Annotated in this window: 11 protein-coding genes; 5 read left to right on the forward strand and 6 right to left on the reverse strand. The window is 74.9% G+C overall.

All coding sequences use genetic code 11. From position 1 onward, the window contains the following. The first annotated feature begins 305 nt into the window (after positions 1–305). From HHL19_RS01465 to HHL19_RS01485, 5 genes are all read left to right on the forward strand, one after another. A complete protein-coding gene (locus HHL19_RS01465; RefSeq protein ID WP_169084711.1) occupies positions 306–797 on the forward strand; it encodes a single-stranded DNA-binding protein in 492 nt (163 codons plus the stop codon). A gap of 224 nt (positions 798–1021) precedes the next feature. After that, positions 1022–2467, forward strand: coding sequence for a Cys-Gln thioester bond-forming surface protein (locus HHL19_RS01470; protein ID WP_169084713.1), 1446 nt, complete (start codon positions 1022–1024; stop codon positions 2465–2467). 195 nt (positions 2468–2662) lie between these two features. Continuing rightward, positions 2663–4327 (forward strand): energy-dependent translational throttle protein EttA, encoded by a 1665-nt coding sequence (gene ettA, locus HHL19_RS01475; protein WP_150228240.1) that lies wholly within the window; start codon positions 2663–2665, stop codon positions 4325–4327. A 7-nt stretch (positions 4328–4334) separates the two neighbouring features. Beyond that, positions 4335–4760: a thioesterase family protein gene (locus HHL19_RS01480; RefSeq protein WP_169084715.1), complete on the forward strand. Its 426-nt coding sequence runs from the start codon at positions 4335–4337 to the stop codon at positions 4758–4760. Then, complete coding sequence (locus HHL19_RS01485; protein WP_169084717.1) at positions 4757–5419, forward strand: hypothetical protein; 663 nt, start codon at positions 4757–4759, stop codon at positions 5417–5419. The genes HHL19_RS01480 and HHL19_RS01485 overlap by 4 nt, the downstream gene beginning before the upstream one ends. Positions 5420–5578: 159 nt before the next feature. On the opposite strand, the gene HHL19_RS01490 is transcribed toward HHL19_RS01485, so the two are convergent. From HHL19_RS01490 to HHL19_RS38395, 6 genes are all read right to left on the reverse strand, one after another. After that, a complete protein-coding gene (locus HHL19_RS01490; RefSeq protein ID WP_169084719.1) occupies positions 5579–6175 on the reverse strand; it encodes a hypothetical protein in 597 nt (198 codons plus the stop codon). 46 nt (positions 6176–6221) lie between these two features. Next, positions 6222–7169, reverse strand: coding sequence for an ABC transporter ATP-binding protein (locus HHL19_RS01495; RefSeq protein ID WP_169084721.1), 948 nt, complete (start codon positions 7167–7169; stop codon positions 6222–6224). Beyond that, positions 7166–10003: an FtsX-like permease family protein gene (locus tag HHL19_RS01500; protein WP_240981376.1), complete on the reverse strand. Its 2838-nt coding sequence runs from the start codon at positions 10001–10003 to the stop codon at positions 7166–7168. The genes HHL19_RS01495 and HHL19_RS01500 overlap by 4 nt, the downstream gene beginning before the upstream one ends. Continuing rightward, positions 10003–13287 carry an FtsX-like permease family protein gene (locus HHL19_RS01505; RefSeq protein WP_169084723.1) on the reverse strand — a complete coding sequence of 1095 codons (3285 nt, stop codon included), beginning with the start codon at positions 13285–13287 and terminating at the stop codon, positions 10003–10005. Before HHL19_RS01505 ends, HHL19_RS01500 begins: the two co-directional genes overlap by 1 nt. Before the next feature lie 214 nt (positions 13288–13501). Further along, positions 13502–13882, reverse strand: a complete 381-nt coding sequence (locus HHL19_RS01510; RefSeq protein WP_169084725.1) for a globin — start codon at positions 13880–13882, stop codon at positions 13502–13504. 64 nt (positions 13883–13946) lie between these two features. Next, on the reverse strand, positions 13947–14672 hold the full coding sequence (locus tag HHL19_RS38395; protein ID WP_346768223.1) for an FHA domain-containing protein: 726 nt from the start codon (positions 14670–14672) through the stop codon (positions 13947–13949). Positions 14673–15929 lie beyond the last annotated feature (1257 nt).

Raw genomic sequence — 15929 nt, forward strand, 5'->3', positions numbered from 1 at the left:
GGAGCCCGGAAGCCCGGTGGTCCGGAAGTCCGGGAGCCCGGGAGCCCGGGAGCCCGGAAGCCCGGTGGTCCGGTGGTCCGGGAGCCCGGAAGCCCGGAAGCCCGGAAGCCCGGAAGCCCGGAAGCCCGGAAGCCCGGAAGTCCGGTCGTCCGGAGTCCGGTCGTCGTCTCGGTGTCGATCCCCCTTCCGGGTGGGTGAGTTGTCCACAGCCCGTCGGTCGTCCACAGGTGCCGGCGGGCTTTTCGCCGCCCCGCCAGCATGGTCCTCACGGCGGCCGACAGGGCGTCGCGGGGAGAGGGACGGACATGAACGACACGACGGTGACGCTGGTGGGGAACGTGGCGACGGCGCTGGACTTCCGGGACACGCCGGCCGGGCCCGTGACCCGCTTCCGGTTCGCGGTGACCGCCCGGCGGTGGGACCGTGGGCGGGCGGTCTGGACGGACGGCGCCACCAGCTTCTACACGGTCTCGGCGTGGCGGGCGCTCGGGGCCAATCTGATGGCCTCCGTCTCGGTGGGGGAACCGCTCGTGGTGCACGGGCGGCTGAGGGTCCGTGAGGACGAGCGGGACGGGCAGCGCAAGACCTTCGTCGACGTGGACGCGCTCGCCGTCGGGCACGACCTGACACGGGGGACCTCTGCGTTCAGGAGGACCTCGCGGGCGGAGCCCCGGGCCCCGGGGGAGGGCGACCTGACGGAGAACGAGGAGGCGCCGGGGGCCGCGCCGAGGCTCGCTCCGGCGGACGGGAAGGACCCCTGGACGGCGGCCGCGCACCAGCTGGTAACCGCTCCCTGACCTTGAGTTGTGGGGATTTGTCGACCAACTCGCAGAGGACATAACGATTCCGAGACGGAATGGTTATCTCGCTGTATGACCGGGGACCGGGCGCTTCCGCCTCCCTAGGATTCCCGAGTACTCATGCGGCACGTGAGCCCATGGAGTCACTGAGTCTGCTGGCGGGCGCTCCCCCCACGCGAATCGACCAAGTTCGCGGAGCGACTCGCCCGGAGGGGAATGCAATGTTTTCAGTACGTGGGCGCGGTGCTGCCCGCCTGGCCGCGGCGACCCTGGTCTCGGGCCTGGTCGCCTCCAGTGCGATAGCCCTCGCGGGACCGGCGATGGCCGACGGCGGCGCCGACGCGACGCTGGGCGGACTCAAGGAGTCCGGCAAGATCTGGATCGGTGACGAGGAGGGCGACCCGATCCGGGGCGGTCTCTTCGAGCTCACCGTGGACGGCGGCGGCTCGCTGCAGGCGTACTGCATCGACCTGCTGACGCCGACCGACCCGGGGACGAAGTACAAGGAGACCGACTGGGACAAGTCGACCCTCCACGACAACCCGAACGCCGGCAAGATCCGCTGGATCCTGCAGAACTCCTACCCCGAGGTGAACGACCTCGGCGCGCTGGCCGACAAGGCGGGCGTCGACGCCCTCACGGGCGACGAGGCCGCCACCGCGACCCAGGCCGCGATCTGGAAGTACTCGGACAACGTCACGGCCACCCCGGTCGACCCGGAGGCCAAGGCGCTCGCCGGCTACCTGGTCGCCGAGGCCGCCAAGGCGCCCGACCAGGAGGAGCCGAAGGTCTCCCTGGCCGCCGCCCCGGCGTCCATCGCGGGCAAGGCCGGCGACAAGCTCGGCCCGGTCAAGGTCACCACCACGGCCGCCGACGGCGCCGTCAAGGTCTCCCTGCCCGCCGACGCCCCGGCGAACGTCAAGGTCGTGGACAAGGACGGCAAGGCCGTCACCTCCGCGGGCAACAACACCGAGCTCTTCCTGGACGTCCCGGCCGGCACCCCCGACGGCACGACCAAGATCGGTCTGCAGACCGAGACCGAGGTCGCGATCGGCCGTGTCTTCGGCAGCGTCGAGGGCCACGAGCAGACCCTGATCCTGGCCGGCAGCAGCAAGTCCACGGTCAACGCCGAGGTCACCGCCGCCTGGGCGAAGAAGGGTGCGGTCCCGGCCGTCACCGTCACCGAGAACTGCGCCAAGGGCGGCCTCGACATCACCGCCTCCAACGAGGGCGACGAGGACTGGACCTTCGACGTGAAGGGCATCTCCTACACGATCAAGGCCGGCGAGTCCAAGACCGTCACGGTCCCGGTCGCCGAGGACACCGCGTACGACTTCACCATCACGGGTCCGAACGGCTTCTCGAAGTCCTTCCAGGGCGTCCTCGACTGCAAGACCGCCCCGAGCCCGGAGCCGTCCACCGGCACCCCGTCGGCGACCCCGTCGACCGGCACCTCCGAGACCCCCTCGGCGAGCCCGTCCACCCCGGCGCCCAGCACCTCCACGGACGCCTCCACCGGCACCACCGGCACCACCGGCGGTGACCTGGCCGAGACCGGCAGCTCCAACGCCACCCCGATGATCGCCGGCATCGCCGTCGCGCTCGTCCTGGTCGGCGGCGGCGCGGTGTTCTTCCTCCGCAAGAAGAAGGCCGCCGCCGGTCAGTAGCCACGGCAGCGCATGACGTCACGGGGTGACCGCACCCCGTGACCCCGACGGCCCCGGACGCACCCGCGCCCGGGGCCGTCGCCCGTCCGCGGGGGGCCTCGACGGGCGCCGGGCGCGTACGGGTTTCCGCCTGGGGGTGCCGGTGCGGCAAGATGGGTGTATCTGCCCACTCACTCTCTTGCCGGACGGTTTCTCTTGGCTGAGTACATCTACACGATGCGCAAGACGCGCAAGGCGCACGGCGACAAGGTCATCCTCGATGACGTGACGCTGAGCTTCCTGCCCGGTGCGAAGATCGGTGTGGTCGGCCCGAACGGTGCCGGTAAGTCCACCGTTCTGAAGATCATGGCCGGGCTGGAGCAGCCGTCCAACGGCGACGCCTTCCTCTCCCCGGGCTACTCGGTCGGCATCCTCATGCAGGAGCCGAAGCTCGACGAGTCCAAGACCGTCCTGGAGAACGTCGAGGACGGCGTCGCGGAGATCAAGGGCAAGCTCGACCGGTTCAACGCCATCGCCGAGGAGATGGCCACGAACTACACGGACGAGCTCATGGACGAGATGGGCAAGCTCCAGGAGGACCTGGACCACGCCGAGGCGTGGGACCTCGACACCCAGCTGGAGCAGGCCATGGACGCCCTGGGCTGCCCGCCCGGCGACTGGCCGGTCAACAACCTCTCCGGTGGCGAGAAGCGCCGCGTGGCGCTCTGCAAGCTCCTCCTGGAGGCCCCCGACCTGCTGCTCCTCGACGAGCCCACCAACCACCTCGACGCCGAGTCGGTGAACTGGCTGGAGCAGCACCTCGCCAAGTACAAGGGCACCGTCGTGGCCATCACCCACGACCGGTACTTCCTCGACAACGTGGCCGAGTGGATCCTGGAGCTCGACCGCGGCCGTGCCATCCCGTACGAGGGCAACTACTCGACCTACCTCCAGAAGAAGGCCGAGCGCCTCAAGGTCGAGGGCAAGAAGGACGAGAAGCGCGCCAAGCGCCTCAAGGAAGAGCTCGAGTGGGTGCGGTCGAACGCCAAGGGGCGTCAGGCCAAGTCCAAGGCGCGTCTCGCGCGCTACGAGGAGATGGCCGCCGAGGCCGACAAGATGCGGAAGCTGGACTTCGAGGAGATCCAGATCCCGCCGGGCCCGCGCCTGGGCTCCGTCGTCGTCGAGGTCAACAACCTCTCGAAGGCGTTCGGCGAGAAGGTCCTCATCGACGACCTCTCCTTCACCCTGCCCCGTAACGGCATCGTCGGCATCATCGGCCCGAACGGCGCCGGCAAGACCACGCTGTTCAAGATGATCCAGGGCCTGGAGACCCCCGACGCCGGCGAGATCAAGATCGGCGAGACGGTCAAGATCTCCTACGTCGACCAGGGCCGCGCCAACATCGACCCGAAGAAGACGCTGTGGGCCGTCGTCTCCGACGAGCTCGACTACATCAACGTCGGCCAGGTCGAGATGCCGTCCCGCGCCTACGTCTCCGCGTTCGGCTTCAAGGGCCCGGACCAGCAGAAGCCGGCCGGCGTGCTCTCCGGCGGTGAGCGCAACCGCCTCAACCTCGCGCTCACCCTCAAGCAGGGCGGCAACCTGCTGCTCCTCGACGAGCCCACCAACGACCTCGACGTCGAGACCCTCTCCTCGCTGGAGAACGCGCTCCTCGACTTCCCCGGCTGCGCCGTGGTCGTCTCCCACGACCGCTGGTTCCTCGACCGAGTGGCCACGCACATCCTGGCGTACGAGGGCGACTCCAAGTGGTTCTGGTTCGAGGGCAACTTCGAGTCGTACGAGAAGAACAAGGTCGAGCGGCTCGGCCCGGACGCCACCCGTCCGCACCGCGCCACGCACAAGAAGCTCACCCGGGGCTGAGGTCGTCGTGGCGAGACACATCTACAGCTGCCCCCTCCGCTGGTCGGACATGGACGCCTTCGGGCACGTCAACAACGTGGTCTTCCTCCGCTACCTGGAGGAGGCCCGGATCGACTTCATGTTCCGGCTGGCACCCGGGGACGGCAGCCCGTCCTTCTCCGGCGGGTCCGTCGTGGCCCGCCACGAGATCGACTACCTCCGCCCGCTGGTCCACCGGCACGAGCCGGTGACCATCGAGTCGTGGGTCACGAAGATCGGCGCGGCGTCGCTGACGATCGCGTACGAGATCAAGGACCCCGAGGTCACCTACGTACGGGCCTCGACGGTCGTCGTGCCCTTCGACCTGGAGGCACAGCGACCGCGCCGGATCTCCGAGGAGGAGCGCAGCTTCCTCCAGGAGTACGTCGACGACGGGATGACGTCCGCCGCATGACCGTGCTCGCCCCGTTGCACTTCGCCGACTCCAGGGAGGCGGCGGCCCTCGCCGCCTTCCTGGGCCGGCTGGTGCACTACGACCGCGCCGCCGCTGTCCGCCTCCAGGCCGCCGGCGGCGCGCTCGCCGTCTTCGGACGCCCGCCGTCCTTCGAGGTCCTCGCGATCCGCACGGCCCGCCTGGAGGACGCGGTCGACCTCGACGTCACCGTCTCCGCCGGCGAGCTCCTCGACGGCGTCGAGGAGTCGTCCGGCAAGGCCGTCGTCCCCGCCGCCGTCACCGGCCCGCCGTGGGCCGGAGTCCTCCCGCCGCGCACCGGCTGGCGGCCCGTCGAGGGCCTGCCGGGCGCGGCCGAGCTGCGCGGGGCGGTCGCGGCGGCCGTCGCCGAGTTCCGCCGCCGGGACGCGGAGCTGCCCGAGGAGCGGCGCACCCGCGCCGAGCGCGACCGCGTCGGCCGGGAGATCTGGTCCCGCGTCCTCGGCCCCACCGGCCTGCCGCTGCGGGCCGTGCACGCCGCCCAGTCCCTGGGCTTCCTGCCGCCGGGGGACGTACCGGTCGCCCTGATGTCCGCCGGCCCCTGGCTGCGGCTGCGCACCCCGTACGGCTCCGTCGCCCTGCGCACGGCCCCGCCGTCGCTGACGGTCACCCCGGCGCCGTAGACCGCACGGCACCCGCACCGGCACCCGCGGGTAGGCCGCGCACCGTCCGCGCCGTGAGCCCCATGGACCCCGCGCCGCACCCCGGCGTACCCCCGCACCCGGCGTACCCCCCACCCCGGTGTACCCCGCACCCCCCGTATCCCCGCCCCCCCGCCGCCGTCACCAGACCCGTTCGCCCGTGCCCTCCAGGGCGATCGCCGTCACCGACAGGGCCGACGTGAGGACCAGCAGCACCGACGGGATCACCAGGGACCCCCGGGCGACGTTCTCGTCGGCCGGGATCGGGTCCATCCGGTGGGCCGGGTCGTAGGCGATCGTGAGCCGCTTGCCCGCCTCGCCGAGTTTCTCCTCCCAGGCGAACCGATCCGGGTAGCCGCCCGGGCAGTCCAGCGTGTGGTGGTACAGGCGCTTCGGCTCGGGGCCGCCCTCGCCGAAGGTGGGGTGGTCGGTGACCCGGACCTTCCCCACCACCACGCACTCCACCGTCGCCCCGCGCACCCGCGAGTCCCGGGCCTCGATCCACACCGCGCCCAGGCCCGCGAGCAGCAGGACCAGCGCCAGGACGCTGCCGCCCTCGCGGAAGAGGGCGTTGTGCGCCGCCACCGCCAGCCCGGCGAGGACCAGGCCGACGAGGACCGCGAGCGCGGTCGGCGTGCCCAGCGGCGACCGCATCGACCAGCTTCCCCACAGGTGCAGCAGCGCGCCGGCGCCGAGCGGCACGGCCACCGCCCCGGCGTACGCGAGAACGCGTCCCATCCCGACCACCCCCCGACTGGGACGGGCCGGGACCGGTGCCGGTTCCTCAGCGCTCCGCGTCGTCCGGCCACACCCCGATGTGGTCCTGCTCCAGTTCGAGCGCGACCCGGTGCTCCATGCCGAGCGCCGCCGTGTAGTCCGCCGGGAGCTGGAGCCGGCCCGCCCGGTCGAGCATCGCGTACTCCCGCGCCACCAGCGACTCCTGGCCCTCCGCGTCGACCTCGGTGCGGCGCAGCACCTCGGAGGAGGTGCGGCCGTCGCGGATGGCGACCGTGCGGCGCACCTCGGTGGCGACCGCCTGGTCGTGGGTGACGATGACGATCGTGGTGCCCAGTTCCTCGTTGGCCCGGCGGAAGGAGGCGAAGACCTGCTCGCCGGTGGCCGAGTCCAGCTCGCCGGTCGGCTCGTCGGCGAGCAGGACCTTCGGGTCGTTGGCGAGGGCGACGGCGATCGCGACCCGCTGCTGCTGGCCGCCGGAGAGCTGGTGGGGCCGCCGGTCCCGGCAGTGCGCGATGTCCATCATCGCGAGCAGCTCCTCGGCCCGCTCGGCCCGCTTCCGCCTGCTGCCCGCCAACTGCATGGGCAGCGCCACGTTCTGGACGGCCGTCAGATAGGGGAGGAGGTTGCGGGCGGTCTGCTGCCAGACGAAGCCGACGACCTCGCGGCGGTAGCGCAGCCGATCCTTGCCGGTCATCGCGAGCAGGTCGCAGCCCGCGACCCGGGCGGCGCCGGCGGTGGGCACGTCCAGGCCCGCGAGGACGTTCATCAGGGTCGACTTGCCGGAGCCGGACGCCCCGACGAGGGCCATCAACTCGCCCTCCTTGACGAGGAGATCGAGCCCCTGGAGCGCCTGCACCTCCACCCCGTCGGTGGTGAAGATCCGCACCAGGCGGTCGCAGGCGATCAGCGCGTCGTGGCCGTACGAGGGCCGGTCGCGGTGCGCGGTGGCCCGCCGCTCCAGCTCCTCCAGGGTCGTGTTCGCGGTCGTCGTCATCGTGCGTCTCCTGCCCTGAGTTCCTTCACCGAGCTCCTGCGCCCCGTCCACCACGCCTGTACGCCCGCCGCCGCCCCGGTCAGCAGGACCACGGCCACGGCCGGCAGGACCAGCGACCACGGGTCGGCCCGCAGCGGCGTATCGCCGAGGCCCGCGCCGCCGTCCGCCATGGCCAGTGCCAGCCTGTGCAGGTCGACGCCCGGCGCGAGCAGCGGCACCGTCGCCCATCCGGCGAGCGCCCCGCCGAGCGCGGCGAAGACGGCGGGCGGCAGCGCCTCCAGGCCGAGCAGCCGCCGCCCCTGCGCGCGGGTGAGGCCCATGGTCCGCAGCCGGGCGAGGAGCGTCGCCCGCTCGGGCCCGCTCCGGGTCAGCGACAGCAGCACGGCGACCACGGCGTAGGCCGCGCCCGCCCCGATGGCCGCCGCGTACAGCCGCTCGGCGCCGGACTGGAGCGGCGAGTCCACGAACGTGCCGCGCGCCTCCGCGCGCAGCGTGACCTCGAAGTCCCGGGACGTCGAGGCGACGGCCTTCCGCAGCGCCGGGCCCTCGGGCGTGCCGCTCACGAGGAGGGTGTTCGGCCGCCGGCCGGTGATGTCGGCGGCGTTGACCACGAGGAAGTTCCCGCCGCTCACCGCCGGGGTGGAGCTCCGTACCGCGACCACCCGGACGCGGAAGATCCCGGCGTCGGCGATCAGCGTCAGCGGCTCGTCGCCGAGGTGGGCGGCGACCTCGGGGGAGGCGAGCGCGGGCAGTACCCGCTCGGTCTCGTCAGCCGCCTCCGGGCCGCCCCTACCGGTCGAGGCGAGCAGCGCCGCGGGGAAGGTGCCGTTGTCGGTCCGCCGGGCGAGCCCCGCGTAGGCCGCCGGGTCGACGGCGACGAGCGGAGCCTTCATCGGCGGGTCGGTGGAGACGCTGGAGGGCAGCTCCACCCCGTATTCGATCTGTACGGGCTGCGCCTCGCGGACGCCCCGCGTGCCGCGCACCGCCTCGGTGAGCCCGGTCGGCAGCGTCACGCGTGTGGTTCCGGCCTCGATCCTGGCGTCGGCGCCGGTGGCGAACAGCGCGGCCCGGTCGCGGGCGTCGGCGACCCCGGCGAGGACCGAGCCGCCGAAGGCCGCCGTGGTCAGCGCGAGGACGAGTGCGAGGAGAGGCAGCACGCCCTCGGCCGAGGAGCGCCCGGCCCGGGCGATGGCCAGCGGGACGACGGCGCCCCGCATCCGGCGGGCCGGGCGGGCCAGCCAGCGCAGCGGCAGCGGCTGGAGCCGTCCGAGGACGAGGGCGACGGTCACGCCGACGAGTACCGGGGCGGCGCTCACCAGGTGGTCGCCGGAGTCGGAGGTGCCACGCAGCCGCAGCGAGCCGATCGCACCGGCCGCCAGGACGAGCAGAGTCAGCTCGACGACGGTGCGGCGCCGGGACGGCCGGGCGTCCGCCAGGTCCTCGCGGGCCCCGTGCAGCCGGGGCACCCGGTGCCGCAGTACGGCCCGGACGGGCAGGACGAGGGCGGCGACCAGTGCCACCAGGGCCGCACCGAGGACGGAGGGGAGGAGCGGCGGGGAGCCGGCAAGGACCGGGGCGCCGGGCGTGTCCGGGCCCCGGACCAGGACGACCGCGGCCGCCAGACCGGACACGGCCGCGGGGACGGCGATCACGGCGGTCTCGCCGAGCAGCCGGAGGCCGATGCCGGGCAGGGAGGCGCCCCGGGCGCGCAGCAGGGTCAGCTCGCCGTCCCGGCGGGAGAGGAAGAGCCCGCCGGTCATGGCCACGACCACGACGGCGACCGCGCCGATGCCGAAGACGGCGACGGCGACGACGGGGGAGATCGCGGCTTCGTAGGCGCGGTGGGCTGCGATGATGCCGTCGAGGTCGGTGGCGACCCGGCCGGTGGGGCCGGTGATCTCCAGCGCCTTCACCGAGAGGGGGCCGTCGGTCAGCGAGTCGACGGAGTCGGCGAGCGGTCCGGCGTCCCGCGCGGTGAGGCGGCCGGCATCCGTCGGAAAACGCCAGTAGGCCTCCAGAGTGCTCCTGGTGGAGGCGAGGGCGCCTGCCGCCCGCGGGGAGACGAGGAGGGCTGCCTGCCAGTAGTAGGTGGTCTCCCTCGGGTTCGGCTTGGTGGTCAGCGCGGGGGTCCCCAGCAGAGGTTCCACGGACCAGTAGGGCCGCTCGGCGTCGCGCGGCCGCACGATGCCGGTGATGGTGAAGGCGACCGGCTCGGCGGTGACGCCGGGGACGTGCAGCACGGATCCGAGCTTGATCCCGAGGGCCTCGGCGGTCGCCACCGTCACCGCGGCCTCCGGTCGCGCCGCGCTGCCGGAGGGCATCCGGCCCTGCTTCAGGGCCGCGTGCGCGCCGAGGTCCGAGGGCGTGGCGAGGGTGAACTCCACCGGTGCGTTGCTCGGCTTGGGCAGCCACGGGTCGAGCCCCGGGACCCGGGCCATGGTCCGGACGCCGCGTACCGTCTGTTCGGGGTCGGTGCGCAGCGGTGCCGGCAGCAGAGCCCGCAGCTTCTCCTGATCCTCCCGCAGGGACTCCGGCGAGACCGTGGTGCCGAGCTCCAACGGGGTGGTGACCTCCACCTGGGAGAGCCGGGCCGGGGCGGTGCGGATGGCGTGCCGCAGCGCCTCGGTCTCGTACGCGTCCACCACCCGCGGCAGCGCGGAGGCGAGCAGCGCGGTGACGAACACCAGCAGCGCGAGCCCGGCCGCGGCGCCCGGCGCGGCCCGCAGCCGGGTGCGCACCCACGGCGCGCCGGCCCGGGCGCCTGCCTTCCGGGACCCGCCCGCGGGCCGTGCCGGGTGGGCCGGGTGGGACTCCTCGCGCGGGACGTCGGACATCAGTTGTCTCCATGGTGGCGCAGGGACACCGCCGGGTCGTTGCGGCGCAGGGCGACGGCCGCGACGACCGCGAGCGGCAGGGCGGCGACTCCGGCGAGGAGCAGCGCCACCTCGCCGAGGGGGAGTTCGACCAGGACGGGCGGCACCGGCCGGGTGGCCCGGCCGGTGAGGACCACGAGCGGGACGACGATCCGGGCCAGCAGGGTGCCGAGTGCGACACCCGTCAGGAGGCCCATCCCGATCAGGGCGCCCTGCTCGGCGGCGAGGAGCCGGGCGAGCCGGCGGCGCGGCGTGCCGAGGGCCCGCAGGATCGCGAACTCGGCGGCCCGCTCCCGTACGGATCCGGCCGAGCCGACGGCGAAGCCGAGGGCGGCGAGCGCCGCGGCGGCGGCCGCGACCGCCATCAGGGCGGTGTGGGGACCAGCGCCGAGCGGGTCGCCGAGCAGTTCGTCGGCGATCGCGTCGCGGGAGACGACCTCGGTGGCGTCGCGGTCGACGCGCAGCGCCCGCGCGACGGCGTCCGCCCGGCCGGGCTCGGGGGTCAGCCACCATTCGGTGGGCGGCACCGGCGCCGTCGGGTCGGAGGTGGCCAGGAACCGGTTGACCGCCTTCAGGTCGACGAGCACGCCTCCGCCGTCCGCCTCGGTGGTCCGGTCCGCGACCCCGGTCGTCGGCAGGTGCGCCACGACGCGGATGACGACCACGTCGACCGCCCGGCCGTCGAGCGAGAGCCGGACGGTGTCGCCCGGCTTCGCCTCGGACGCCGTCATGAACGCCTCCGACGCGATCGCCGGCAGGCGCTCGGGCCGCGCGCCCACGGGCGCGGTCAGCCGCACCGTGTAGTCCTCCGACAGCGGCCCGTAGGGGTCGCCGAAGGAGCCGGTCAGCGTGTACGGGACGGAGTACGGGGCCACCGTGCCGTCGCCCGCCGGGCTTCCGGCAGTGCGGGTCAGCCGCTTCGGATCGGAGGGCTGGCCGCGGACGGTCTGCTCGGCGACGGCGCTCCAGGGGGCGAGTGCGCGAGCCGGCTCGACGGCGCGCGGCGTCCCGTCGGCTCCCGTCGTGGCGAGCCGTTCGACGTGGAGGGTCTGGGCGCGCCGGGTGCCTTCGGTGAAGTCGGCGGTGAGCTCGATACCGGTGAGGGTGAAACGGGCACCACCGGAGGTGAGCCGGGCGAGGTCGAGGGTCAGCCGGTGGGTCCGGCCGTCGGCGGGCAGGGCGCCCACCGGCTGCCGGTACGGCACCCCGTACGCGTCCTCCAGGGTGAGGATGATCCGGGCGGCGTCGGTGCCGCGCGGTGCCTCGCTGCGCAGATCGACGGCGAGCGAGCGGCTGTCCTCCGGCAGGGCGAACCCCTGGCTCGCGCCCCCTCGGGGTGCGAGCGGGGCGAGCAGCTCGGCCGGTGTGCCGCCCGCCAGGTCCTCGCGCATCAGGAGGCCGCCGGAGAGCCGGTCGGTGGCGGCGGCGAGCACGGTCGTCCTGCGGCCGGCGACGTCCACGCCCGTCCGGTAGACGGGGGCGACCTCGCGGACCCCGGGGACGCGGGCGAGCCGCGCCGTCCGGTCCGGGTCGCCCGGGCCGACGCCGAGGACGCGTACCGCCGTGCCGGCCCGGAAGTCGGCCTGGTCGTGCTGCGACCGTTCCCACGAGCGGCTCTGACCGATCGCCAGCATGCCCATCGCCACCGCGAGGACGAGCAGCAGCACCGGGCCCGCGCCGCGCAGCGGGCGGCGGCTGAACTGCCAGCCGGCCAGCGCGGCCGACAGGCCCCGGCCGCCGGCCGCGCGCCGCTCGGCCAGCTTCGCGGCCGGTGGCAGCAGACGCAGCGTCAGGACGGTGCCGGCGAGCAGGGCGAGCGCGGGCGCGGCGACGAGTACCGGGTCGATGCCGGAGCCGTCGGCGGCGGCCTCCGGGGTGCGCCGGAGCTGCCAGAGCGCGATGCCGGCGATGAGCAGCAGCCCGAGGTCCGCGCCCGCCCGCACCGGCCAGGGGAGCGTTCCGGCGCGCGCCTTGCGGAGGGAGACGGCGTCGCCGTCGCGGGTGGCGAGCGCGGGGGCGACGACCGCCGCCGCGCAGGCGAGCGCCACGCCGGCGGAGACCAGCCAGACCGTCGCGCCGGGCGAGGAGTCGAGCCGTACCCCGAGCGAGGACAGCGCGGACCGCTCGGCGAAGAGCCGGGTCAGCGGGCCGGTGAGCAGCGGCGCGAGGAGCGCGGCGGGCAGGGCCAGGAGGAGGGCCTCGGCGGCGGCGAGTCCGGCGATGCGGCGCCGGGAGCCGCCTCGGGCCCGCAGCAGCGCGGTCTCGCCGGCGCGTTCGGTGCTCAGCAGCCGGGCGACGAGCAGCAGCGCGTAGGCGGCGAGCAGCACCAGCTGCACGGCGACGATGAGGAGGGTGGAGCGGGAGACGGCGAGGGCGCGTTCGGTCTCCGCCAGGACGGTCGGCAGGCCGGTGGCGGCGCTGATCGTCGTCCCGAAGGCCGTGGTGTCGGCGAGCAGCCGGGCCGGCTCCCGGGTCGCCGCCTCGCGCAGCGGCGCGATGTCGCCGGTGTCGAGGCGGGAGAAGTCGGCCTCGGCGAGCCAGGAGGTCTCGCCGGGGGCGACGGCGCCGGAGGCGAGGACGGCCGGGTCGGCGAGCAGCGGCCCGTAGGTGGTGAAGGAGACGGTCCGCACGCCGCGGCCGCCGGCCTGGTCGAGCAGCCAGTACGGGTCGCCCGGATCGGTCGCCCGGTAGACGCCGACGATCCTGGCCCGCACCTTCTTCCCGGTGAGCCGGTCGGTGAGTTCGAGGACGGTGCCGGGGTCGGTCCGCAGCCGCTTCGCCGCCTCCTCCGGCAGCGCCGTCTCGATCACGCCGCCGGGGCGGGCGGCCGACGGCCAGGCGCCGCGGACGAGGGTGAGCCGCGCGCGGTCGAGCGTCGCGAAGAGGGTCAGGTCCGGGTCGCCGGCCCGGGCCGCGGGCGCCTGGAGGGAGCGGGGCAGCGCGTACGACCCCGAGAACTCCAGGCGCCGCACGGTGACGGGCAGTCCGTCGAAGGCGCGCCGGGCGCTGTCGGCCACGGCCGCGTCGGCGGCGGTACGCCGCTCGGCCGGGACCTGCCCGGAGACGCGGAGGGTCGCGGCGGCGGCCGAGCGGTCACGCAGGCCGGCCTGGAGCGCGGCGTTCCCGATGGAGGAGGAGAAGCCGGCGAGGGTGGCGAGCACGGTCGTCGTCAGGACGACGGCGAGCAGGGCCGCGCCGAGCAGCAGCCGGTGAGCCCTGACGCGCAGAAGTACGAACCCCGTCACCCATCCCCCTGGCCGCCCTCGAACCCCCGAAGCCTTGAGCTTCGAAACGTTCCGGGAATGCTTTCATCGGCCACGGGTCGATGGAAACCGCTTGTGCACCGACCTTGATGCGATCGTGACCGTTAATCGGTCACCGATCCCCGGAAGGTGTTCATCCGGTGGCATGGAGTGGTCTGTACCGGAGGGGCGGGGGCCGGTACGGGGCGGGGCGGGCTCAGCCGTCGGTGTTCACCATCGAGGCCGCCGCGTACGTCATGTACCGCCACAACTGCGCGTCGTGCTCCGGCGTCAGCTCCAGGCTGTCGATCGCGTCGCGCATGTGCCGCAGCCAGGCGTCGTGCGCGGCCCGGTCGACCGCGAAGGGCGCGTGCCGCATCCGCAGCCGCGGGTGGCCGCGGCGCTCGCTGTAGGTGCCGGGACCGCCCCAGTACTGCATCAGGAAGAGGGCGAAGCGCTCCTCGGCGGGGCCGAGGTCCTCCTCGGGGTACATCGGGCGGAGCAGCGGGTCCCCGGCGACGCCCTCGTAGAAGCGCCGGACGAGGCGGCGAAACGTCTCCTCGCCGCCGACCTGCTCGTAGAAGCTCTGCTCGTTCACCGTTCCATCGTCTCAGACGGACCGGCGGAGGACCGGAGGTCTAGGACCTCCGGTCCTCCTGGGCTCAGCCGCGCCGGACGGTGATCGTCGTCCAGGCGCCGACGTGCACCCGGTCGCCGTCCTGGAGCTGGACCGGGACGTACGGCTGGATCGGCTCCTCGCCGCCGTTGACCGTGGTGCCGTTGGTGGAGTTCTGGTCCACCACCGCCCACGAGCCGTCCGGCTGCTGCACCAGCACCGCGTGCTGGTGCGAGACGCCCGGATCCTCCGGCGGCACGGCCAGGTCGATGTCCGGCGCCTCGCCCGTGGAGTGCCGGCGACGCCCGATGGACACCTGGTTGCCCCGCAGCGGCAGCTGCTTCGGCGGCGCGTACGCGGGCAGGTTGAGCCCCGACGCCTCCGGGCCGCTGCGCCGCATCATCGCCATGAAGTAGTCACGGTCCGGCCCGACGTACGCCGTCCACCCCTGCGGGGCCTGCGGCTGCGGGGGCTGCGCCTGCGACGGCGGCGACAGCACCCAGTCGTCGTCGGCGGCGGCGCGCGGCGGAGCCTGGTGGTGCGTCGGCTCGGCACCGAGCGGCTCGGCCGGCCGGTTCACCTGCGAGGGCCGCGAGTCGTGGTACCCGAACGGATCCTGCGGCGCGGCCGGCCCGGGCCCCGGGGGCGCGGCCGGGAACCCCGGCGGCGGCGCCGAGGGACGCTGGGCCTGCGGCGGGGGCGCGATCGGCGTGTACGAGGTCGCGGTACCGGTCAGGAAGTTCCACCGGCACTCCTCGCAGAACGGCGCCATGTGCTCCCGCGGCGTCCGACACTGCGGACACAACTCCGCCTGCGCGGTCGCATTCGGATCCCCACCGAACCCACCGGGCCGGTCGGACCCACCCGGACCACCGGGTGCACCGGAGAACGAGGGCCCGCCCCCCGGACCGGCAGGGCCGCCGGAACCACCGGACGCCCCGGGGAACCCAGGAGCACCGCCGGGGCCGCCGGGAGCACCAGGACCACCGGGGAAGCCGGGACGCTCGGGAGCACCCGGGGCACCGGAGCCGCCGGAGAAGTCGGGGCCGCCGGGAGCACCGGGGCCTGCGGGAGCACCGGGGCCGCCCGGGCCGGTGGGCGCGCCGGGTCCGCCCGGGGTACCGGGACCACCCGGAGCGCCGGAGAAGGCAGGGGCGCCGGGGGCGCCGGGGAAGCCGGAGCCACTGGAGCCGCCGGGCACACCGGGACCGCCCTGCGCACCAGGTCCGCCGGGCGCACCCGAGCCGCCGGGACCGTTGGGGTAACCGGGACCGTCGGCCTGGGCACCGGGGAAGCCGGGGCCGCCGGGTGTACCGGGGCCGGCAGGGGCGCCGGGAACACTGGGGAAGCCGGAACCCGCCGGACCAGCGGGACCGCCCGGACCGCCGGGCCGACCGGTCCCGCCCGGGCCGTCGGAGAAGCCGGCCGCGTTGGGACCGCCCGGTCCCCCCGGCCTGCCGGGGCCGTCGGAGAAGCCGGATCCACCCGGGAAGCCGGGCGCACCAGGTCCGCCGGGCGTACCCGGTCCCCCCGGACCGCCGGGCCGACCGGCTCCGCTCGGGCCATCGGGGAAGCCGGGCGCACCGGGTCCCCCAGGTGCGCCGGGGCCGCCGGGCGCACCCGGACCGTCGGAGAAGCCGTTGCCGCCGGGACCACCCGGGCCGCCGGCGAAGCCAGGGCCGCTGGGCCGACCGGCCCCGCCGGGCCCGTCAGGGAAGCCGGGACCGCCGGGACCACCGGATCCGCCGGGCCGACCGGCCCCGCCCGGACCGTCGGGGAAGCCGTTGCCGCCGGGCCCGCCGGGGAAGCCCGACCCGCCGGGCCGACCGGCGCCGCCGGGGCCGTCAGGGAAGCCGGGACCGCCGGGGCCACCGGATCCGCCGGGTCGACCGGCGCCGCCGGGGCCGTCGGAGAAGCCGGGTGCACCGGGACCGCCCGGAGCGTTGGGGAAGCCGGGACCGCCGGGTGTGCCCGGACCGTCAGGGCCGCCGGGCCGACCGGCCCCGCTGGGGCCGTCGGGGAAGCTGGG

Origin of the sequence: Streptomyces sp. R302, from assembly GCF_012927245.1 — a bacterium.
Lineage (GTDB): Bacteria > Actinomycetota > Actinomycetes > Streptomycetales > Streptomycetaceae > Streptomyces.